The sequence below is a fragment of the Pseudodesulfovibrio tunisiensis genome, from assembly GCF_022809775.1.
Lineage (GTDB): Bacteria > Desulfobacterota > Desulfovibrionia > Desulfovibrionales > Desulfovibrionaceae > Pseudodesulfovibrio > Pseudodesulfovibrio tunisiensis.
The window spans coordinates 2,256,133-2,277,250 of record NZ_CP094380.1; the positions used below are offsets into that span (position 1 = coordinate 2,256,133).

General features: G+C 60.1%; 19 protein-coding genes and 1 pseudogene. 11 read left to right on the forward strand and 9 right to left on the reverse strand.

Features of this window, described 5'->3' with window-relative positions; genetic code table 11:
• Positions 1-8: 8 nt before the first annotated feature.
• From MPN23_RS11090 to MPN23_RS11140, 11 genes are all read left to right on the forward strand, one after another.
• Positions 9-851, forward strand: coding sequence for a sulfotransferase domain-containing protein (locus MPN23_RS11090; protein WP_243544259.1), 843 nt, complete (start codon positions 9-11; stop codon positions 849-851).
• A 350-nt stretch (positions 852-1,201) separates the two neighbouring features.
• Entirely contained in the window at positions 1,202-1,870 is a 669-nt protein-coding gene (locus MPN23_RS11095; RefSeq protein ID WP_243544260.1) for a class I SAM-dependent methyltransferase, read from the forward strand.
• A 5-nt stretch (positions 1,871-1,875) separates the two neighbouring features.
• Positions 1,876-2,742 (forward strand): class I SAM-dependent methyltransferase, encoded by an 867-nt coding sequence (locus MPN23_RS11100; RefSeq protein ID WP_243544261.1) that lies wholly within the window; start codon positions 1,876-1,878, stop codon positions 2,740-2,742.
• The gene (locus MPN23_RS11105) at positions 2,730-4,157 is read left to right on the forward strand and encodes a hypothetical protein (RefSeq protein ID WP_243544262.1); all 1,428 of its coding nucleotides are present in this window, start codon (positions 2,730-2,732) and stop codon (positions 4,155-4,157) included. The genes MPN23_RS11100 and MPN23_RS11105 overlap by 13 nt, the downstream gene beginning before the upstream one ends.
• A gap of 9 nt (positions 4,158-4,166) precedes the next feature.
• Positions 4,167-5,306: a hypothetical protein gene (locus tag MPN23_RS11110; RefSeq protein WP_243544263.1), complete on the forward strand. Its 1,140-nt coding sequence runs from the start codon at positions 4,167-4,169 to the stop codon at positions 5,304-5,306.
• A 1-nt stretch (position 5,307) separates the two neighbouring features.
• Positions 5,308-6,018, forward strand: coding sequence for an acylneuraminate cytidylyltransferase family protein (locus MPN23_RS11115; RefSeq protein ID WP_243544264.1), 711 nt, complete (start codon positions 5,308-5,310; stop codon positions 6,016-6,018).
• Between the two features lie 31 nt (positions 6,019-6,049).
• Entirely contained in the window at positions 6,050-7,048 is a 999-nt protein-coding gene (locus tag MPN23_RS11120) for a hypothetical protein (RefSeq protein ID WP_243544265.1), read from the forward strand.
• Positions 7,032-8,360, forward strand: a complete 1,329-nt coding sequence (locus MPN23_RS11125) for a GNAT family N-acetyltransferase (protein WP_243544266.1) — start codon at positions 7,032-7,034, stop codon at positions 8,358-8,360. Before MPN23_RS11120 ends, MPN23_RS11125 begins: the two co-directional genes overlap by 17 nt.
• Positions 8,360-9,328 (forward strand): Gfo/Idh/MocA family protein, encoded by a 969-nt coding sequence (locus tag MPN23_RS11130; protein WP_243544267.1) that lies wholly within the window; start codon positions 8,360-8,362, stop codon positions 9,326-9,328. The genes MPN23_RS11125 and MPN23_RS11130 overlap by 1 nt, the downstream gene beginning before the upstream one ends.
• On the forward strand, positions 9,315-10,283 hold the full coding sequence (locus MPN23_RS11135; protein WP_243544268.1) for a hypothetical protein: 969 nt from the start codon (positions 9,315-9,317) through the stop codon (positions 10,281-10,283). Before MPN23_RS11130 ends, MPN23_RS11135 begins: the two co-directional genes overlap by 14 nt.
• The gene (locus tag MPN23_RS11140; RefSeq protein ID WP_243544269.1) at positions 10,280-11,578 is read left to right on the forward strand and encodes a DegT/DnrJ/EryC1/StrS family aminotransferase; all 1,299 of its coding nucleotides are present in this window, start codon (positions 10,280-10,282) and stop codon (positions 11,576-11,578) included. The genes MPN23_RS11135 and MPN23_RS11140 overlap by 4 nt, the downstream gene beginning before the upstream one ends.
• A 12-nt stretch (positions 11,579-11,590) precedes the next feature.
• Here MPN23_RS11140 and MPN23_RS11145 read toward each other — a convergent pair whose 3' ends face one another.
• The 9 genes and pseudogenes from MPN23_RS11145 to MPN23_RS11185 all read right to left on the reverse strand — a co-directional run bounded on the left by MPN23_RS11145 (position 11,591) and on the right by MPN23_RS11185 (position 21,104).
• Complete coding sequence (locus tag MPN23_RS11145; protein ID WP_243544270.1) at positions 11,591-12,718, reverse strand: N-acetyl sugar amidotransferase; 1,128 nt, start codon at positions 12,716-12,718, stop codon at positions 11,591-11,593.
• On the reverse strand, positions 12,718-14,130 hold the full coding sequence (locus tag MPN23_RS11150) for a hypothetical protein (protein WP_243544271.1): 1,413 nt from the start codon (positions 14,128-14,130) through the stop codon (positions 12,718-12,720). The genes MPN23_RS11145 and MPN23_RS11150 overlap by 1 nt, the downstream gene beginning before the upstream one ends.
• Positions 14,123-15,373 (reverse strand): N-acetyl sugar amidotransferase, encoded by a 1,251-nt coding sequence (locus tag MPN23_RS11155; RefSeq protein ID WP_243544272.1) that lies wholly within the window; start codon positions 15,371-15,373, stop codon positions 14,123-14,125. The genes MPN23_RS11150 and MPN23_RS11155 overlap by 8 nt, the downstream gene beginning before the upstream one ends.
• A gap of 16 nt (positions 15,374-15,389) precedes the next feature.
• Positions 15,390-16,412: a class I SAM-dependent methyltransferase gene (locus MPN23_RS11160; protein ID WP_243544273.1), complete on the reverse strand. Its 1,023-nt coding sequence runs from the start codon at positions 16,410-16,412 to the stop codon at positions 15,390-15,392.
• Positions 16,409-17,779, reverse strand: a complete 1,371-nt coding sequence (locus MPN23_RS11165) for a glycosyltransferase family 2 protein (protein WP_243544274.1) — start codon at positions 17,777-17,779, stop codon at positions 16,409-16,411. Before MPN23_RS11165 ends, MPN23_RS11160 begins: the two co-directional genes overlap by 4 nt.
• Positions 17,776-18,477: an N-acetylneuraminate synthase family protein gene (locus MPN23_RS11170; protein ID WP_243544275.1), complete on the reverse strand. Its 702-nt coding sequence runs from the start codon at positions 18,475-18,477 to the stop codon at positions 17,776-17,778. Before MPN23_RS11170 ends, MPN23_RS11165 begins: the two co-directional genes overlap by 4 nt.
• Positions 18,468-19,973, reverse strand: a complete 1,506-nt coding sequence (gene asnB / locus MPN23_RS11175) for an asparagine synthase (glutamine-hydrolyzing) (RefSeq protein ID WP_243544276.1) — start codon at positions 19,971-19,973, stop codon at positions 18,468-18,470. The genes MPN23_RS11170 and asnB overlap by 10 nt, the downstream gene beginning before the upstream one ends.
• A pseudogene (locus MPN23_RS17040) lies at positions 19,957-20,331 on the reverse strand (asparagine synthase (glutamine-hydrolyzing)); the annotation flags it as partial. The gene asnB and the pseudogene MPN23_RS17040, both read right to left, overlap by 17 nt.
• Positions 20,331-21,104: a phosphocholine cytidylyltransferase family protein gene (locus MPN23_RS11185; protein WP_243544277.1), complete on the reverse strand. Its 774-nt coding sequence runs from the start codon at positions 21,102-21,104 to the stop codon at positions 20,331-20,333. The pseudogene MPN23_RS17040 and the gene MPN23_RS11185, both read right to left, overlap by 1 nt.
• Between the last annotated feature and the right edge of the window lie 14 nt (positions 21,105-21,118).

The window sequence follows — 21,118 nt, forward strand, 5'->3', positions numbered from 1 at the left end:
ACAAGCCCATGCCACTGACCCCCCTTTATGCAAACCGGATGACATCCTGCCGCACCCAGCACCTGGAGCTGGAAAAGGCCGACAAGGCATCCTTTGATGCCTATGTCTCCTCCTTCCCCCGTTCGGGCAACACCTGGGTGCGAAAAGTCCTGTCGGATTATGCGCTGCTCGCCATGGGGCGCGAGCCCGGATCCATTCATCAGGACACGATGATTCCGGACATTCACGTCCATGACGTAACGAGTCATGCGTTCCCGGACGGGATTCCGTACAAATGCGTCAAGAGCCATGCCGAGCAAACCCCTTTTTCGGCACACGCCCTGATCCATGTGGTGCGCAGACCGGAAGACGCTCTGGTCTCCTTCTTCCATTTTCACAACCGCTATCCTGCCCTCAGGCAGTTGGTGGAACACGTCTCCATTGACGATTTCTGCCTTGTCGCGGTTCAGGACTGGATCCGGAATGCCTGCCTCGGCCTGAACGCATCCGGAAACCGGAAGGACATGTTCCTGATCACCTACGAGACCCTGAGCCGCAAGACGTTCTTCTCCTTTTTCTGCATATTGAAATTTCTCGGGGTTCAGGTTGACGAGAGCAATCTTGAACAAGCCTTGGCAAACAACGATTTCCAGACGCTCCAGGCCCGGGAGAAACGGATGCTGTCCCCGCAGCATCAGGGCGAACTCTTTTTCAGGAAAGGCAGAATCGGATCGGGCAAACAGGAGCTGCAACAGGAAACCCTGAAAATCATGGCCCGCCTGACCAGCGATCTCTACGCCAGCATCCATGAACGGGAGCAGCGCATGCTGACGAACATCGGGAAAACCTTCGAAACCGCACCGCAGAACTGATCCGGACCTGACGATTCCCATCCCCGGCAACAGGCCGCCGAGCTTCCGTCCCATGCGGAAGGACATGCGTCGGCCCTCGACCGGCAGACCATTCCCTGACACGGCCCTGACAAAAAGCCGACATGGACTCCAAAATCATTCACCCATATAGTAATCGGCAAAAATGACCGATAGGGTTTTCGGGAAGCAAAAACGGCCTCACGCCAGAAAGGCCAATGACTTCCGGAAACGTGCCGCAACCGACGGTTTGCCGAAAACCGTTCGCCTGCCAAATGGTCCGAAACTTGCTTCACGAACAGAACAGTGACGAATTGCCGTCACCACGCCGTCCACATGGAGGAAACCGGAAAATGAAGCTGATCGAAGACTCGTTCCTGCCCTGGCTCAGATTCGCCAACGCAGGCATGCTGGAACGCGGGAACGTCTGGTGCATCGACCACGCGGTCAAGCACATGCCCGAATCTCTGCCCATGATCGAAATCGGCTCGTTCTGCGGGCTGTCCACCAACGCAATCCGCCATTTCTGTCGAATCAACGGCCGCGACAATGCCCTGTTCTGCGCGGACAAATGGATATTCGAAGGCGCGGAGGATGGCGGGCCGGTCGGATCAAGCACCATCAGCCATGAACAGTACCGCGATTTCGTCATGGAGAGTTTCCGACGCAACGTGGCCTTTTTTTCCGGGGACCTTCCCCCTCATCCGGTACTGGCGTTTTCCGACGAATTCTTCGAACTGTGGCGATCCGGAATCGAAGTCGTGGACGTGCTCGGCGCGACCGTGCGTCTGGGCGGTCCCATAGGTTTCGCCTATGTGGACGGCAGCCATCAGCCCGACCAGTGCCGCAGGGATTTTGCCAACGTCCATGAATTCCTTGCCCCGGGCGGGTTCGCGCTTTTTGACGATTCATCCAGGCAGGCGCCTTTCGGCCTGTATCCGTTCATGCTCGAAATCGCGGCCCGGGACGATTACGAACTGGTCGCGGAAAACCCGAATTTCCTCTTTCGCAAGACAAGGTAGCGCACATGAAAGCCAGGGACTGCATCGACATATTCCCGCTGGAACTTCTCCAGCTCCGGCCCGACCTCAAGCAGGAGGTTCTGTCAGCCGTGGACAGGTTCACCCCGGGCATCGGCTGGCACTATCTGCTCGACCTGACCTGGCTGCTTCAGGAAGTGGAAGCCCTGCCCAAGGGGAGTCTGATCCTTGACGCAGGCGCAGGAAACGGACTGATGCAGCTGCTGCTCGCCATGCGGGGCTACAAGGTCCTGTCCGTGGATTTCGCTCCGCGTCGTCCGTCCGAAGCATTCCGCAGCGTGGCCGACATCCGGATCTTCGAGGACCGAACCTTTTCCAACGAATACATCACGCACCTCAAGCAAACCTACAACATGGCCGAAACCTGCGACGCGACCAATGAGGCATCGCTCCGGGAGTGCCTGAACAGCGACGCGGACATCGTCTACTGGCGAGCCGATCTTTCGGACCTCTCGGCTCTTGAGGACAATGCCGTGGACAGCGTGGTTTCGGTCTCGGCGCTGGAACACAACTCCCCGGAAGGCATGGCCGCCTGCGCCCGCGAACTGGAAAGGGTTCTCAAGCCCGGCGGCGCCATGCACGTCACCATCAGCGGCTCGGACCGGGAGGACTGGTTTCACGAACCGTCCAGGGGATGGTGCTACTGCGAGCAGAGCATCATCGACCTGTTTCGCCTGAAATCCCCGGAATCCAACTTCGGCAGGGCCAGCGATCTGTTCGAGGAACTTCGGCAGGGAGACGGTCTCAGGGAACACCTTGCCCCGTTCTATTTCCAGTCCGGCAACAACGGCATGCCGTGGGGCCGCTGGGACCCGCAATATTTTCCGCTGGGAGTGCGCAAATGCAAGGCGTAACCATCCTGCTTCCCATCGAACTGACCGAGGCCGAACGCGCGCTGTGGGAAACCGGCGACGCAAAAACGCTTCTGTCCCGGCTCGGGGAAACCCTGAAGGAGCTTGCCTGCGAGAATTCAGTCATCATTTCGGGCAGTCCCGACACCCTGCCATCATGGGCATGGGATTTCGGAATGCCCGTGGTTCCGACCAGAGGCAACGTCAGGGCGACGGAAAGCCTGCTCCCGCCGGGCGGTCCGGCCAGCCTGCAAACCCTGGCCGCGATGGGAACCCGGGAAACTCACGAAATCGCGATGATCGATTTCCGCAGCTGCCTGATTTCCCCCGAATCGGTACGGACCGCTCTTGCGGACCTGAAACGCGACCACGCTCCCCGCATTTCCGTTGCCCCGGCACGACTGAACTGCGCCATACTGGAATGTCCGCACGACATTCTGGCCGTGGGACGACTGGCTCTGAAGGATGAAAACCTGCATCCGCATGATGTTCCGGACCAGATCGCGAGCAGGATGCCAAAAGCCGCAGGATTGTCCATCCCCTTTCCCCTTCCTGCCATGATGACGGCTTCGGCCGAAAAGGCGGCAACGCCGTCCTGCCCATGGCGAGCCCTGATCATCGCGCACAATGCCTTTGCCCTTGATCCGCTGCTGCCGGAAATCATCCCCGCGGACAGACTCGAACGGCAGCGGTATGCCCCGGCCCGATTCGTCTCGGCCCTCCGCAGGGAATCGGACGGATTGTACAGACGTTTTTTCCCGGAACTGCCACTCCCGGCAGGCTTCGAATTTCTGGGCATGGACGCGCTCCGGGAAGAAGATTCGGCCGACCTGCTCTGCCTGCGCAGAAAAGGCAAAGCCGGGATATGGATCCGCGAATCCCTGGCCCTTCCCGCGACCAGAATGCGGATATGGACATCTTCGGGGCAGGAAGTTCAGGAATTGCAAAGCGGCTGGACAAATTCCGCACGGGAATCCATCCGGGTCGGAACCCGCAAGTTTATCGGGCCAATTCTGGAGATGGAGGATTCGCCCCAATCCCTGATCTGGCGAATGGAAAAACCAGCCACGTCAAGAACCGCGGATTTCGTGACCCCGGTTTCCCTGCGAGAACACCTGTGGGACATTGATCTCGGGACCGGGACAAAACGCAATTGCGCAAACCGGGCGACCATACGGGGCAGGCAGAACTACCCGGAAAACCTCAGTCCGACCGGCGGCTTGTCAGTTGGGCGGCTTCCGGATCTGATCGCCATCAAGCCCCTTGGACTCAAGGGGGAGCTCGGGGCGATACGCCTGTCTCCAGCGGAATCCGTTTCCGTCCGGGACCTGCCCGGCCTGCTGCGCGCAATCGGAACGGTTCGGTCCGAATCTCGCTCCCGGAGGCCTGCGGACTACATGAAAGCGGAAAATTTCTAGAGGTGCATGATGTCACGACTTCCTGATGCCAAACAGCCTGCGGAACGCGACACCTGTCGCCGCCGCTTCCTTGAGGCCCAGATGCTGTCGAACCTGCCGCAGACGTCCTGCAACCTCAGGGAATCGGTCAAGAGCCTCAACCGCGTTCTGAGCAACGAACTGCGCCGGAATTTCGAATGTGTTGACGACCATGCCGCCATACGCCGTGAAGGAGAGCGCCTGACGAATCAGTGTGCGAGGCTTCAGGCCGCCGGGGCAGCGGAAACCGGGCCATGTCTGCTCGAGGCTTTGCGCAGGTTTCCCGGAGACCGGGAACTGCTGGCCCTTGCGGACTCGCAGGACGGCACGTTCCGCAACGAGCTGCCTGACGAATTGCGCAGGTTCCGCAAGGTCGCGGAATTCCGCGACGACATGTTCCGCCGAACCTCTGCCACCTGCGCCGTGCCCGGCGGCTTCTGGACAGGAACCATCAAGGGCGAGCTTCGCCGGTTCGATGATGCCGGAACCCTGAAACAGGAAATCCAGTCAGACACCCGACGCATCGAAAAGATATTCACGGATGCCCGGGCCAATGTCTGGGCCTGCGACCCCATGGCCGGAATCGTGATCGTGACGAATCCGGATGGCGTTGTCATGCACACCCTGAATCTGGAAGAATTTCTCGTTCCCACGCAGAACGGCCTCACCGGCTGCGGCGGACAATTCGGCGTGTATCTGGCGGCCTATGACGAGGCAGCCGACCACAGCGCAATTCTGAAAGTCGCCGAAGACTTTTCGGTGTCGCCCGTTCTCGCCTGCCCCGGACATGCGTATGTGACGCAAACTCCGCAAGGCGTATTCATGATCGAAGGATTTTCCGGCCAGGTGCGACAACTGCGGCCGGAGCCGACCGACCTGTTCACCCTGCCGGAAGGCCACATGCTGCGACCGGTGCGCGTCACGGGCTTTTCAGCCGACCGACTTCTCCTTTTCGGCAAGAACACCCTGACCGTCTGCTCCCTGCAAGGCGAGAAAATCCTGCAAACCAGCTTCATGCGCTTCACGAGCGGCTGTTCGCTGCTCGCGAACATGGAAAGGAACTGGTCCGGCAACAGCCGACTCTATCTGGCGAATCCGAACGAGCCGGTCATGCATGTGATGGAGGTCTGACGTGAAACGACTCTGCATCATCCCCGCCCGTGGCGGATCCAAGGGCATTCCCCACAAGAACATTGCGGACGTCTGCGGACGGCCCCTGATCGATTATACCATTTCCCAGGCGCTGAACTCGAACGTCTTCGACCGCATCGTGGTCTCGACGGACGATCCGATCATCGCCGACGTGGCATGCGCCAGCGGTGCGGAAGTGCCGTTCCTGCGCCCGTCCGAATTCGCGGATGACACGGCCTCGCCGCATCTCGGCGTGGAATACACTGTTGATCGGCTGAAGACCGGGGAAAAATATGAAGCGGAAGGACTGGTCGTCCTTTTTCCCACTCACCCGTTCCGAACCGCGAGCATGCTTCGCCACCTGTCGAACAGGATGGAAAGCCATCATGTCGTCAAGACGGTCATCCCTGTGCGGCCGGATGCCGTCAGCTATCTCTGCGAAAAGGAGGACGGCCGCCTGCATCCTCTGCTGCAAGGGGATGACGAGACCCTGAGCCTGACGGCATTCCACGTCCCGGCAGGCACCTTCTACGGCGTGACCACAGCCTACTGGGACAGGAAACTGCATTGGGACAGCAACATGCAGCACTCCTTCCGCTATCATCATCATGAATTGACAAACCCGATCGAATGCATCGACATAGACGCTCCGGAAGACCTCGAGGTGGCAAGGGAAATCATTTCCCGAAATCTCTACGACTTCACGGCGTAGCGCCACCCAAAAGGAGTCCCCCTTGAAAAGCATGGACCCGACAACCTTGCGCAGCATGGCGGAGGACCGCCCTCTGAGCGGTCCCGAAATCCATCCCGTCAACCAGTTCTACGGGCACGCGGCCCTGTTGAAGCAATTTCTCGGCCTGAAACCGGAATATTCGCTCAAGGTCATGCTTGAGCATGCTCCCTGCGTCCAGGAATTCATCTGGGACGTGGAGGAAAATTCCAGACTGCCCATTCTCCTGTGCGCATCCGAACGCTATGCGAAATACTTCAACGCAAACAATCGTGGCGGGAAAAAGGCGATCCCCATCGGTCCCTACCCGGCCTACCTGCCCAGGCCGCAGGGCCAGCAGGACGGGACGCAACGGACTCTGCTCCTCTTTCCCAAGCATTCCACGCACCACATCCAAGTGGAATACGACGTGGAGGCGTACCTTTGCAGGATAGAGGATGTGGCGGGACAATTCGACCGCGTCGTGGCCTGCCTGTACTGGAAGGACATCCTGCTCGGCATGGATGAAAGATACCGCCGGGCAGGTATTGAACTCGTCACTGCCGGACACATGTTCGACAACGGCTTCCTGCCCCGACTTCTCGAGATCGTCAGCGGCGCGGACCTCGTGGTTTCCGGACACCCCGGAACCGACGTGAGCTATTCCGTGCTCATGGGCAAACCCGTGATGATCATCCCCAATCACGACGTCATGCGCTACGACGATCCGCAGCTGGAAGCGGAGCACAGGAAAAGCCTGACCAGAACGAACGAAATGCAACGCATCTATCCGCAGGTATTCAACAGGCCTCTGGACGCACCCACCCCGGCTCAGGTCGAACTGGTCGAAGGATTCTGCGGCGTGCGCAATGTCAAATCCCGCGAGGCTCTCCGAGAAATAGTGGTGGAGGCCGAACGGTTGTACTGCGCAAAATACGGCCTTGAATTCACCTTGCCGGTTTTCGAGGAATCGAACTCCCTGCCTCTGCCTCGATCCCAGGCCAAGGAGACCGCACATGACCAATGCAGATAGGATAGCCACGGACCGGCTCGTCCTGCATCCCATGGACGAATCCCTTGCGGGCCGGGAATGGGCGGGCTGGCTGAACGATCCGGAAAACGTCGCCTTCAGCAGACAGCGCGACAGGGTGCACACTCCGGAATCCTGCGCCGAGTATGTCCGCTCCTTCCGGGGGACCCCGAACAGTCTCTGGGCGATAACCCTGACCGGAAGCAATCGGCATGTGGGCAACATTGCAGCCCATGTGGACGAACGCAATTCCGTGGCCAACGTGGCCCTGATGATCGGCGCGCACGACTGCAAGGGCATGGGACTGGCCACGGAAGCTCTCGTGGCAACTGCCGAATGGCTCATGAATGTCCGGGGCATCCGCAAGGTGGAAGTCGGAACCATGGCAGCCAACAAGGCCATGATCCGCGTTGCCCGAAAGTCGGGCATGATCGAGGACGGACGGCGCAGGGGCCAGTTTCTTCTTGAAGGAAAACCCGTGGATGTGGTCTATTTCGCCTTGTTCGCAAAACCAAACGCCGGAGACGCCGTTTTCTCCGGAAAAACGGATTCGCCAGAAAAAATGAAAACCGATTCACCAAAATCCGTTGCCCTGATTGAAGCCCGCATGGGTTCCTCGCGCCTGCCCGGCAAGGTAATGCTCGACATGGCCGGCGCCCCCATGCTGCAACGCATGATCGAACGGGTGCGTCTCAGCCGCAGTCTGGACGAAATCGTTGTTGCCACCACAACCAACCCGAGCGACGACATAATCCAGGCCCTGTGCGACCGACTCGGCTGCCCTGCATTCCGGGGATCGGAGCACGACATGCTGGACAGACTGCTCCAGGCGGCCCGGGCGCACCATGCGGACATCATTGTCCAGCTCACCGGCGACTGCCCGCTCATCGACCCCGCGCACATAGACCGCAGTCTGGACGAACTGGAAAAAACCGGCGCGGACTATGTATCCAACAGCCTTACCCCGAGCTTTCCCATCGGCTTCGACGTGCGCCTGTTTCCCACATCCGTACTGGAAGAAGTCGATCGCCTGACCATGGACCCCATAGACAGGGTGCATGGCAGCTACTACATCTACACCCATCCCGAACAATTCCGGCTGGCTGGATGGGAAGCCGACAGGGACATGGAAAAGGAACTGCGCCTTACCGTTGATGAATTTTCGGATTACGAAGTGGTGCGCCGGGTCTTCGAAGCCCTGCTGCCGGGCGGCATCGATTTCACGGCCGAACAGGTGGTCAACTGGTTGCGCGAACATCCGGAAATCGCGGGCCTGAACAGAAACGTCCGCCAGAAACGCCCCGAGGAGGGATGATGCTCAAGGCCGCAGTCATCGGGCTGGGCCGCATCGGCTCGACTCTGGACGCTTCGGGAACGCCCACGCCCCTGACCCATGCCGGAGGCTTTGCCGCACACCCGGAGTTCGAGCTGGTCGCCGTCTGCGACAGCGACGCAGCCCGCAACCGCAGCGAGGCCAAACGCTGGGGGACCGCCGCCTTTGCCTCGGTTTCCCAAGCCATGGCCGAAACCCGGCCTGACGTGGTCAGCATCTGCACCCCGACCGAAACCCATCTGGACACACTGCGGCAGGTTGTCGAGTTCCATCCCGGATGCGTGATCATGGAAAAGCCCCTTGGCCCGAACATGGATTCGGCACGGGAACTCGTCCGGCTGTGCGAAAGCCGCGAAATACCGCTTCTGGTTCACATCCCCAGAAGATTCATTCCCCTGTACGAATCTCTGCGACGAAAAATCCGGAACGGCTCCCGGGCTGTCAGCGCATCCATCAAGTACGCCAAGGGGATACGCCATAACGGTTTCCATGCCGTGGCCCTGATGCTGTCCATGTTCGGCGAGGCGCAGGAAGCCACGCCTCTTGCCGTTCGCCGCGACTTTTTCCCGGACGACCCCACGGTTTCCCTCCACTTTCAATGCGAACGATGCGACGACGTTCATTTCCAGGCCCTTGACGAGCGCCTGTTCACGCACTTCGAATTCGACGTGATTCTCGAGGACGGCCGCTACACCTTCTACAAGGATGATTTCGCCGCACTCAGGCATGAAGTGCAATGGAACGAACAATACCAGTGCCAATCCCTGCGCCCGGTCGGCGAGGAAGGCACGGGCAAGGAACAGGCCATGCTCGAACTGCTGAACCATGCAGCGGACATGATCCGAAACGGCACGCCTTCGTGCTGCGACGGCCGATTCGCGCTCAAGGTGCAGGCAATGTGCGAAGCCATACTCGACCACGTACAGGACAATGACCATGCGGACCATTGAAGTCATGGCCCGACTCGCTGGCCCGAACGCGGCAATCCATGTCTGCGCGGCCGACCCCGGAGCGTTTTCGCTGCTCGGCGAAGTTGCCCGCGAGCTGAAGGAACAGGGCATTGCCGGCATGTTCTTCGTCGAAGGCTGGGCCATGAATGCCTCTTCCCCGCAACAGCACGACACCATCCCCCTGACCTTCGAGGCCTTCCAAAGGCAGACCGGACCGGACGACGTCCTGCTGCTCGGCGTGCGCATGGATTTTCCGCGCACCCGCGAAATTCTCGGCCTTGCACGCAAGCAGGGCCTGAAGACCGCGCTGGTCTTCGACCACTGGAAGAACTACACGGAACATTTTCTCGGGCAGAACGAATGCGTACTTCCGGACCACATTCTGATGCCGGACGAAACAGCCCGGCAGGCCCTGCTCGACAGCTTCGCACTCCACCCGGAACTGACCGGCTACGACAAGGATCGGGTTCTGATTCTGGGACACCCGGCACTGGAAAAATCCGTAGCGGCCATCAATGCCTTTTCCGGGGCGGACGCACGTGCCCTGCTCAATTCCCTCGGACTGGGCGACATGCCTGTCGCCGGACTTTTTCTGGAGCCGGTCCGGCCCGAGGATGGCTACGGCTACGACACGAAATCCCTGGTTGCGTTCGTGGCCGACTGGATGAAGGAAAACCGCCCCGGAACAGCCGTACTGGTCAAGCCGCACCCCCGGGACACGAACTTTTCCGGTCGGGATCTCGCCCCGTTCGCCCGACACGGCATTCCGGCCCGACTGGTTTCCGGCCCGGCCGAACCTCTTGTCGGCGCCACAAGCGAAACATGGGGCATGACCTCGCTCGTGCTTGTCGCGGCCCTGCTCGCAGGCAAGCACGTCATCAGCTTTCAGCCCGGCCGCACGGAGCTCGGGCGCAAACAATCCAACTCCTATCTGGAACCATGGGTCATCGAATGAACAAACATGATCTCGCCCTGTTCGGAGGCAATCCCGTCCGCACCACTCCCTTTCCCCGGTACAACACGATGGGACAGGAGGAGCGGGAGGCAGTGCTCCGCGTCATTGATTCCGGCGACCTGTCCAAATTCATGGGCGCATGGACCGACGGCTTTTACGGCGGCCCGGAAGTTCGTGCACTGGAAGAGGAATGGGCCGTGGAAATCGGAGCCGAACGGGCCGTGTCCGTGAATTCCGCATCCTCCGGCCTGATAGTGGCTCTGGGCGCGGCCGGAGTCGGTCCCCACGACGAAGTCATCGTCTCCCCCTACAGCATGTGCATCAGCGCCACGGCCCCGCTGTTCTGGGGCGCGGTCCCGGTCTTCTGCGACGTGGAGCCGGACACCTACTGCGTGGACCCGGCAGAAATGGAAGCCCTGATAACCCCGCGAACAAAGGCGATCCTTGCCGTGGACATCTTCGGCCAACCCGCGGACTTCGACGGGATCATGGAGATCGCGGACCGGCACGGGCTGATCGTGATCGAGGACGCGGCACAGGCCCCGCTCGCGGAGCTGCATGGAAAACGGGCCGGAACCCTTGGCCATATCGGCGTGTTTTCCCTGAACTGCCACAAGCACATCCATTGCGGCGAAGGCGGAATAGCCGTCACGAACGACGAAAGGCTGGCCGAACGCATGTGCCTGATCCGCAACCATGCCGAAGCCGCAGCAGGCCCGCGCCATGAGACCGATCTGACCAATCTGGTGGGATACAACATGCGCATGACCGAACTGGAGGCATCCGTGGCGCGCTGCCAACTCCGCAAGCTCCACCCTCTGGTCGAAACCCGGCGCAGCAACTGCGCGGCCACGATCGAAGGCCTGGAGGCCCTGCCCGGAATCCGGTTCGGCGGCATCCGGGAAAACGCGTCGCACTCCTTTTACCTGCTGCCGTTCCTGTTTGACGAAATCAGGGCCGAAGTCGGCCGCGAACGCTTTCTCGAAGCGGTCCGGGCCGAACTTGCCCCAACCCGGGGCAGGGAAAAGGAAGGAGTCAAGATATACGGTGGCTATGTGCAGCCCATATACTGGCTGCCGATCTTTCAGCAACGCATGGCTCTGGGGCGGAACGGCTTCCCCTTCGCGGATTCCGGAGTCGGCTATGAGCGCGGCCTGTGTCCGACCGTCGAACGCCTGCATCTGAAGGAGCTGTTCTGCTCGGACCTGATGCACGCGGCCATGGCCGCAACGGACGTGGAGGACGTTGTCACGGCATTCCACAAGGTCTGGGAAGGACGTTCCTTCCTGAAATGATCGGAAAGGGAATCAGCCAAGCGGGGTATTGTCGAAATCCACGGCAAGGTGCCATCGGCCATCGGTCCGGCGCCATATGTCCCTGTTGCGGAACCTCTCGACCAGCTCGTCGAATTCGGCCCGGCTGATACCGAAGTACCGGCAGAGCCTTTCCACGAAACGGGGTGCGCATCTGCCGTCGTAAAGTCGCGCAAGACGCACGCCTTCCTCTCTGGTCATGTTGCCCAGACGGATTTCCTCGCTCACCTGGTCCACGACCTTGCCGAACCCGAGCTTGATGTACTTGAGCATCTGGTTGACGATCACGAAATCCTCGTCCAGAGCCTCGTGCCCGGTTATGTCCCCGATGTCTTCGGGCGGATCAGGGCGGACCTGCATGCCGTGACGCATGGAGAATTCAGCGTTTTTCCGTTTGCCGAAATCCCGGATGTAGTAGCCGAGATACACGATTCGCATCATGGAATTCTCCATCTCGGCATCGGTCGGGAAACGGTACAGAATGGTCCTTTCCGCCCCCATGTCCCGAGGCATGACGCTTTCCAGCCCGCTGGCAATGGTGTTTCCGTATCTGACCCGGTTGGCGTTGCCGTCCACCGTGCCCAGACAGAGTTCCCCGACGGTCTGGGCCGGATTCTCGCCCAGAAAGATCAAGGGAATCCTGTAGCCCAGGGACACCCTCGGCGCACTGGCGTACAACGCCATTTCACACGACTTGAACAGATTGCCGTACCGGGTGAGACTCTCCCACTGCAACCGTTTCCACACTCCGGGAGCCGGACAGTAGTTGATCATGTCGAACCCGAGTTCGATGAGGTTGGCAATGTTGTGCGCTCCCCGGTCGGCGAGCTGCTCCGGAGGATAGGCGCAGTTCACCAGCAACGGATTCAGCCCGAGTTCATCCCGCACGAACATGGCCTGCCGCGTGCTGTCCTTGCCTCCGCTCACCCCGATGAGGCAATCGTAGCCATGCGAGGCGTGAGCCCGGCCATACTCCGCGATTTCCTCCAGTTCAGCGCGTCGGGCTTCCCAGTCCACCTCGGGAGCATTTTCCGCAAAACGGCAGGCCGGACAGATTCCCTCGTCGTCAAACCGGATTCCGGGACGTGTATCCGGCTGCACGCACCGCTTGCAATACCGCATCACTGCTCTCCCCTGCATTCCGGAGACAGAAAAGGCGTTGTCGGCGAATCCGCTTCTCCCTGCGTGACTCCGGCAAAAAAACCCTTCCGGTAGAGACGATGGAGCCGCATCCGGGAAATCACGAAAAACGGAGGCAGCAGGAACGGATAGCCAAGACGCCGCATCCCTTCACCCGGGGATTCGGCGAATCCCCGGGCAATCCAGGAAAAAGTCGGAAGTTCCCCCCGAAACGGACGAATCAGACATTCCACAAGGGAATAGTCCGGCACTGGGGCCGGAGAATAGCCAAGCTCTCGCATTTCCTCCGCAAACAGCAGGTCCAGAAGGCGTATTTCATGCGGAGCCAGCCGGGAACGCCAACGATCGGTGACATGCCGGTTGGGTCCGGCGGCATGATCGGCCACCTTCTGCGGATCATTGACCAGCGGCCCGTTCGTCTTCCCCTGATACCGGGAGTTGTAGGCCCCGGTTCCCTTCCAGGGACTTCCCATGGAGGTTGGCACATACTCCGCATCCTTCCATTCCGGCAGCATGTCGATATCCAGCCACGCGGCCACCCGCTCCATGGTCGGCACGAAACGCAGATTGAGATCCTCATTCCGCAGCACGCGGAAATCGACATCCGTCCGATGCCTGAGCCGGTAGATGCAACGCGCGGTCTGTGCCCCGTAGGCAAGCCAGAAGGACCAGACAGAGGAATCCATGGTCAGATCGTCGGTCAGCAGACTCCGGAGTCGAGCCAGGGCATTTTTCGGGGTGACACCATACATGTTGCCCAGCTGGTTGACGTACTGATGCCGGTTTGACGCATACATGGCACGAGGATCCCGCACCAGACTGATGGGCTTGAGGTCGGGGAAATCGGCAAGAGCGGCATCCAGAATCCTGCCGGAAAAACCCTGCATGACATGTTCGAATCGCAGGCTGATCGCATCGGCGATCAGCAGATATCGGGTCCGGGACACATCCCGTCCCGTTCCGACCGCCATGGCGTAGTAAGCGGCAATCAGAAGATCCCGACGGGCAATCTCCGAACGTGCCAGAACCAGCTTCCGAAACACGGCACGGCACAGCGGCCGGTCAACGGGCGTATCGGGATTTCCTCCGATCTTGCGGACATACGCCCTGACAGTCTCGTCGGCATCCTGAAAGACGTACCGGAAATAGCTTTTCTCCAGAATGAACTTGCAGGCGCGGGCGGAATCCAGCCTGCTTTCCATGCCGAATTCCGTGACCAGATAGGAATAAAGATAGTGCACCCAATGGCAGCCCATCACCTCGGGATGCCTGTCGAAAATGCCGAGCAGAAAGCCGTTGCCCGCCCTGCCGACATGGTCGAAAGCCAGAATCAGATTCAACCGGGAGCACAGCGTGCGGTACGCTTCCTCATGCCGGGTCGATTCATCAGTCACGAGCATTTCCTTCTTCATCTCTCCACCCGCGCCCTATGAGGACATAGGATCGCCGGGATTTCGAAACAGTTCGCGTCGCGCCGGTCAAATAGCCGCAGCCGGGCAATTCCCGGTCAGAGCCTGCTTCGGGCCAGAAAAGACGCGACCGCCATTCCGAACCGTTCTTCGACCACACCCGGGGATTGCGATGCGCGTTCACGCATTCGAAAAATTCCTCCCGGGCCATGCCGACCCAATCCAGAAACATGTCCAGATCATTCGGTTCCACAGCCTGATAGCATTCCACGATCCCGAGGGCTTCATCACGGGAAAGCCTGCCGTACCGGATTTCCCGGCAGGCATGGTCAACCACCTTGGAATACCCGTGCTTCAGATACTTGATGTAATCATGCACACCGGAATAATGAAAGCTGTCCGCGTGGTTGTAGGCATCGAACGTGCGCTGCTGGGCAAGCGGTTCATATCCGTGCCGGGCCATCATGACTTCATGCTGCGCCTTGGTGTCCCAGCGGATGAAATTGCCCAGATACACGCCCCGCACGCCCACCTGCGCCAGCTCCCGTTCATGAGGATAGACAAAGGGCAGAACATCCCGCTCGGCAAGACCGGACTCCAGCCGAAGCAGGTCCTCGGCCTCGAATCCCATGAGATCGTGCTCCTGCCGGTACTTGCGGGACATCTCCACCGCGTCGAGGTGCGAATACATGCCGACCTGCTCGACACCCTGATGTGCCCCCCACAAGACAAGGGGTATCTTGAACCGGGCCGCAATCTGGACCGGAAAGACGGTGTGTCCGGCAATGCAGTGCCAGTACATGCTTCCCATCAGACGCAGGCTTGCCCGGGTCACGGCCTTGACGCTGGCCGGGGACACGTTCATCTGAAGGAAGTCGCAATCGAATTCCGTACGAAGACGGGCCAGATTCCTGATTCCGGTGGGCGTATTGTACTGCTTGTTGTAGGCAACCAGCAGGGGATTCAGCTTGAGCCTGTTCTTCACGACGTCAACAATGAAGAACGAATCTCCGGCTCCGGAGACCGGGACCACGCAGTCATGCACAAGGCCGCTCGCACTCCGGTAGGGACGAACCATTTCCCGAAGCAGCTCGAACCGGGCATCCCAATCCAGAAAATCCTTTTCCTCGTGAACCCGGCACCCGCTGCAAACGCCCTCATCGTCAAGGACAATGCCCAACGGATGGGTCTCGGGGTACAGGCATCGCGAGCAATGTCGTATCGACATGTCTTCCTGCATCACGCTATTCCTTCACCGCAACCACATGTCTGGAATCCGCCAGTCCATGCCTGTCCAGCACGGCCTGCAAGTCGTCCACGGCACGGCCGAATCCGGCCATGACGTTCCGGCAGACATCGGATTCGCCCCCGCTCCCCTCCAGCAACCGGGCCATGTCGGCGGCATCCTGTCCGAAAATCCATTCCCCGATTCCGCGGAGTCCGGCCAGCTTCATGAAATGCGAAATGGACCTGTCCGTGAAAAGCTGGGTGTGAACCCGGTTGTCCAGAGTACGCGGATACAACCCCGGACAGGCCGACTCCAGAACCGCGGAAACTCCGTAAACCGGCACTGCAAAGCAGAAGAGCGTGCCGGACGGCAACCCGGCAAGATCCAGTGCCAGATCATGCAAATCGAAAACATGTTCCAGCACGAACCATGCAGCCACGATGTCGGCCCCGGAACCTGCCACGGCCCTGCCCAACGGTTCCCGCAAGGTGCGGACGCAGTCCTCGCCCAGAAGCTCGCGGCTTCTGGCCAGCATGCAGTCGTCAACGCCCAGCCCGGAAAATCGCGTTGCCCCCCGCATCTTCAGCGCTTCGAGAAACAATCCCTCGCCGCAGCCGATTTCCAGCCATTCCCGGCCAAGCAGTTCCTCCCGGGCAATGCCGAGTTCCGAAACGCAGACATCAAGCACCCAGTCCAGCTTCGGCAGATAGATGTCCCGCATCCTGACCTTTCGCCGTTCCAGATCCAGGGCCGGATAGACCTCCTCGTACTGGTCCGGGTCCGGGGCCAGCCGCGCGGAATCGTTCAGGGACGCTATGTGTCCGCATTCCGCACAGGCGAAATAGGGGGCGCCACGATGCAGAAAATCCGGTCCGTCCGGAGCCGGACTTGCGCACAAGGGACACCTTTCGCGCAAGGGGGCTTGCAGCAGACGATCCGTGGCGGTCCGGGACTGTCCGTTCAGGACGTCATTGCGCTGCATGAAATCGCGCTGGCGTTCCTGCGCCACAGCGGACCTTTTCGAAAAACGCTGCTTCACGATCTTTCCCCGCCCTGTCCGGCCATGGCGCGAGCCAGAGCAAGATCCTGAAAGCTGTCGATGTACAATTGCGTGTCCCCGGGGCTGGAAAAACACACGCTCTTGCTGCCGGAAATGCTGCCGCGCTTCAGATTTCTGACGCGCAACGCGAACACGTCCCGGGATTCCTTGTACACCGTGTTGAAATCGCTGACCGCCATGTCCGCCGGATTCAGTCTGACCATGCCGTGCGATCCCCGCCTGTACAGGGGAACATCCACCGGGGTAGCAGTGAACGCACTGTCCGCGTCATGCATGTACAACGTGTACACGGCCTCCTCCAGAGTCGCGGTCGAGGCAAAAGGCGCCTGAGGATAGCACAGCACGAGGATGGAGGAATCCTCCAGCCCCAGAGCCGAAGACACACTCTCCAGCGTGTCGGCGATGGGCCGTGAACGCAGCGTGAACTCCCGGGAACGTTCGACGAACAGCAGACGGTCGTCGCCATACTTTTCAAAAAAGGGCAGCACGTCCCTTGAATCGGCAGTGACCACGACCCGGCTGAACAGATTCGTGGAAAGGCATTTTTCGATGGCGATTTCGAGCAGCGAGGTTTCGCCGAGCCGCTCGCGCCAGACCGCGGACGTGAAATCGTAATTCTGGCGACAGGGGATGACCGCGACCACCGAAGTCTTGCCGCACCGGATGCGCTCATCGCAGGCCATTTTCTTGATTTCCTGCCGCGCATGGGAAATCCGGGCGATGTTGCCGGTCAGGTTGGCCCCGTGCTGACGGTAGTAGAAAAGGGGCAGGTTGATGTTGCGGACCTTGTGTCCGTCCTTGACGCGGGTCCACACGTAGAAGCCGTCCTGCGCGGAAATGCTTTCGTCATATCCGCCGATCTCGTCCAGCACCGACCTGCGGATCATGGTGCACGCCCCGTGCGGCGGGGTATCCTGAATGTGATCCACCTGGGCCAGGGATTCCTTGCGAATATTGGAAAAGGCGATGCCGGCCTTGTCGATCAGGTAATAATCCGGAAACACCATGGCCACATCCGGATTCCTGTCCAGAAAGTTCGACATCACCAGCAGGGCATGATCATCGAGAAAGTCGTCCGCATCCAGCCGGATGATGTACTCGCCTCGGGCCTCGCGCAACACCCTGTTCGCGAGGGGAATCAGCCCCCGACCCTCTCCGTTCAGGATGCGCACGCGCTCGTCGCCTCTGTAGAGCCGCATGATCTCCAAGGAGTTGTCGGACGAATTGTCGTCCGCAAGAAGCAGTTCCCAGTCGTCGAAACTCTGCCGAAGCACGCTTTCGATGGCCTGCTCCAGAAAAGTCCCGTAATTGTGGGAAACAACGTATACCGTCACCTTGGGGTTCATTTCAGGCACGTCCTCAACTCGTCGCGAAACCGGACCAGCCGCCCGAGTTCATCCAGATCCATGCTGCCTTCGTGGTCCGGACCATACATGCCCTTGTCCAGCGTGAAATGCTTTTCCACGATGCGCGCCCCCAGAACCAGAGCCGTCATGGCTGCGGTTATGCCCACGCTGTGGTCGCTGAATCCCGCAAACCGGGAAAAATCGCACTGTCCGAGATGCAGATGTTCCAGAGGCGTGGGATACTCGGACACGCAGTACAGATACTCCACGCTCACGGCATCGGGAATCTCGGGAAATTCCTTTCCGTCCCACATGCCGAGTGAAACCAGCAGGGGTTTTCCGGTTGCGGCCATCCGGTCGAGCAGCGCGGATTCACGAACGGAACGCGAAGCCACCTTGTACCGCTTGACGCCGACTTCCTCCAGCCACTCCACGCGCTCCACGTCGAACACGGATGCCATGAACTCGATACCCTCGTCGGCACAGGCCCGGGCCAGCATCTCAATGTCGGCCCGGGAAAGCTCGGTGGCACAATTGTAGTCGTACCAGGGATTGTTCTCCCGAGGGAACAGGGCCTTGGCATCATAGACCTGAAACTTGGCCACATCCGCACCGCAAGCCGCGGCCATGCGGATCATTTCCACGGCCTGCTTCATGTCGCCGTTATGATTCTGGCCGATTTCAACGATCAATTCCATGCAGCAAACTCCTCAAGCCATGCATTCAGCATGATAAAACAGAAAATCGTATGTCCATTGAGGCGGGTTCCGCTTTGCAGCATCTCCTCCGCGACATTGCGGGCTCCGGCAGCAAGCATTCCGGCCCGGTTCAACGCAGAGCCGGGCTCGAAGGCCGCATCCGTCAGATCGCTCCAGTCGCCCTTGAGCCACGCATCCACCGGCACGTTGAATCCGTGCTTGGGACGGCTCACGACCTCCTCGGGCAACATGTCGGCAAACGCGCGTCGCAATATCCACTTCAGTTCGCCATCCCGAACCATCTGATTCATATGCAACCCGGATGCCAATTGCTGCACGGCGGGAGCAGCAAAGGGAACACGTCCCTCCACGGAGTGCGCCATGGTCAACCTATCCGCTTTCCTCAGCATTTCAAAGGGAAAGTAGAAATCCCTGTCCTGCCGGATGGCATCCTCGGGCTGTTCGCCGGTTCGGGGCAAAGAGGCGAAATGCCGGAGAGACGACCGGGTGGAGCCAAACGTCTGACGCGAAAACAGACGCTCCTTTTCCTCTTCCGCGGCATAGTAGTGCCATGCCCATGCGCGCAGCCCCGGGGCATATCCTGCCAGCGTGTCCAGACGCTCATTCAGGGACAGGCCGAAATTCTGAAAGGAAACAGATGGTTCGCTCGGAGGACGCGGGACACGGGTTCCGATCCCGACCAGATGGGCATACCAGGAATATCCGCCAAACGCCTCGTCCGCCCCGTCTCCCGTAAGCAGCACCTTGATGCCCTGCTCCCTCGCAGCCCGGGAAACCGCAAGCACGCCAAGACCGGAGGAAACCCCGAAAGGCTGGTCGGCATACCGGCAGAAGTCGCGCAGACTGTCCCGGAAATCCTGCGCCTGCACCCTGATGGTGGCATGCCGGGTGCCAAGTTTCCGGGCCAGCGCCTCGGCCTGAAGCGACTCGTCGGCGCGTCCGTGATACGGATCGGCCAGATCCTCGAAACCGATGGTGAACGTCGCCAGATCCGGCAGAAGGCGCGAGGCTATGGAACAGATTATGGAGCTGTCCAGTCCGCCGCTCAGAAAACTTCCCACAGGCACATCCGAAAGCAGACGCGATGTCACGGCCTCGACAACCGTATCCCGGGTCAGAGCCACGGCCTCGTCATCCGGCAGGTCGCCCACGCACAGGCCCGGTCCGAACCTGTTGACGATCTTCCGGCGTCTTACCTCACTGCCCTCGAAAATCAGCATGGTCCCGCGTTCCACGGCGCGCACGTCCCTGAGCACGGTGTCCGGCTCGGGAATCCAGAGAAAGGTGGGAAAATCCCACAGGGCCTGCATGTCCAGTTCGCGACTCACTCCGGGATGGCGCACCAGACTCCTGATTTCCGAGGCAAAAACCACTCCGCCGTTGTCCAGCCTTGCGTAATACAGGGGTTTTTCCCCGGGGATGTCCCGTGCGAGGACAAGTCGGCGTCTGCGCGCGTCCCACAGGGGCGCAGGCAAACATGCCGTCCAGCCGCTCGAAAACCGCCTCGCCCAGAGTCTCGTAGAGGTGACAGATGACTTCCCCGTCCGAACGGGTACGGAACGTTGCGCCCTGCGCCTCCAGTTCCCGCCGCAATTCCGGGGAATTGTAGATTTCCCCGTTGTAGAACAGCACCACGTCGCCAGCCTGATTGAAAAGCGGCTGGTCCCCGCCGTGCACGTCGTTGATGGCAAGACGGCGCATCCCGCCCACGAACTCCCGATCCCTGTGCATCCCCTGGGAATCGGGACCGCGATGAACCAGAGCATCGAGCATTCGCTGAAGAATGCCGAAATCGGCCCTGTCGGCCCGATACATGCCGCAGATGCCGCACATCAGTTGGCGCCTCCGGCAAACAGCGACGCCACCCACTCCCGGGCACGCGTCTGCGCAACAGCAAGATCCTCCGGAGAATCCACTTCGCACCAGTTGCCGTGAAACGGCACGGCAGACACCCGATGCCCGGCGTCTATCAGAGACTGAAGGAAATCGGTCATGTATGCATTCATGGCAGGTTTGCCATTCACTGAAGAATCCTCTTCCATGCTGCCCAGCAAATCCCGCACGCGGGCCGCTTCCTCGCCGCGAAACCGCATGAGGCCGATATACTGGCCCTCGATCTCGTCCAAAGCCCCCGGCCTGCCGCCTATTTCAAGAATGCTTCCGTCCCTGCCGAGGCGAAGAGACTCGGCGTCATCCAGAGCATCGGGAAAACGGGCTTCCCAGTACGATCGCCATCCCGCATCCACGGCCACGGAAATTCCATGCGGACTTTGCAGAAGGGCCGTGAGCACATGCGGAGGATAGATGATGTCACCATAGGAAACGACAACGTCATCGTTCATGGCCCGGACAGCCTTCTTCAACGTCCACACCATGTTGGATATGGCGTGATCCGGAGAAACCAGACGCTCCGCCCCGGGCGCATCCAGTCTGTCGGCCAGATATCCGCCAACAACCACGATGTTCCGGATTCCGCACCGACGCAGGACCTCAAGCTGGGTCCGAATCAGGGAATGACCGCAGACCTCGACCATGCACTTCGGCCGGGACTCGGTCAGCGGACGAAGCCGTGTCCCGCTGCCTGCGGCAAGAATTATCGCAACCATGTCACCTGTTCCCA

What these genes read in the sequence shown, in the direction of transcription:
- MPN23_RS11110 (WP_243544263.1), top strand. Translation starts at nt 4,167, where the DNA reads ATGTCACGACTTCCTGATGCCAAACAGCCTGCGGAACGCGACACCTGT.
- MPN23_RS11130 (WP_243544267.1), top strand. Translation starts at nt 8,360, where the DNA reads ATGCTCAAGGCCGCAGTCATCGGGCTGGGCCGCATCGGCTCGACTCTG.
- MPN23_RS11145 (WP_243544270.1), bottom strand. Translation starts at nt 12,718, where the DNA reads ATGCGGTATTGCAAGCGGTGCGTGCAGCCGGATACACGTCCCGGAATC.
- MPN23_RS11090 (WP_243544259.1), top strand. Translation starts at nt 9, where the DNA reads ATGCCACTGACCCCCCTTTATGCAAACCGGATGACATCCTGCCGCACC.
- MPN23_RS11105 (WP_243544262.1), top strand. Translation starts at nt 2,730, where the DNA reads ATGCAAGGCGTAACCATCCTGCTTCCCATCGAACTGACCGAGGCCGAA.
- MPN23_RS11185 (WP_243544277.1), bottom strand. Translation starts at nt 21,104, where the DNA reads ATGGTTGCGATAATTCTTGCCGCAGGCAGCGGGACACGGCTTCGTCCG.
- MPN23_RS11170 (WP_243544275.1), bottom strand. Translation starts at nt 18,477, where the DNA reads ATGGAATTGATCGTTGAAATCGGCCAGAATCATAACGGCGACATGAAG.
- MPN23_RS11095 (WP_243544260.1), top strand. Translation starts at nt 1,202, where the DNA reads ATGAAGCTGATCGAAGACTCGTTCCTGCCCTGGCTCAGATTCGCCAAC.
- MPN23_RS11135 (WP_243544268.1), top strand. Translation starts at nt 9,315, where the DNA reads ATGCGGACCATTGAAGTCATGGCCCGACTCGCTGGCCCGAACGCGGCA.
- MPN23_RS11165 (WP_243544274.1), bottom strand. Translation starts at nt 17,779, where the DNA reads ATGAACCCCAAGGTGACGGTATACGTTGTTTCCCACAATTACGGGACT.
- MPN23_RS11125 (WP_243544266.1), top strand. Translation starts at nt 7,032, where the DNA reads ATGACCAATGCAGATAGGATAGCCACGGACCGGCTCGTCCTGCATCCC.
- MPN23_RS11155 (WP_243544272.1), bottom strand. Translation starts at nt 15,373, where the DNA reads ATGTCGATACGACATTGCTCGCGATGCCTGTACCCCGAGACCCATCCG.
- MPN23_RS11100 (WP_243544261.1), top strand. Translation starts at nt 1,876, where the DNA reads ATGAAAGCCAGGGACTGCATCGACATATTCCCGCTGGAACTTCTCCAG.
- MPN23_RS11140 (WP_243544269.1), top strand. Translation starts at nt 10,280, where the DNA reads ATGAACAAACATGATCTCGCCCTGTTCGGAGGCAATCCCGTCCGCACC.
- MPN23_RS11120 (WP_243544265.1), top strand. Translation starts at nt 6,050, where the DNA reads ATGGACCCGACAACCTTGCGCAGCATGGCGGAGGACCGCCCTCTGAGC.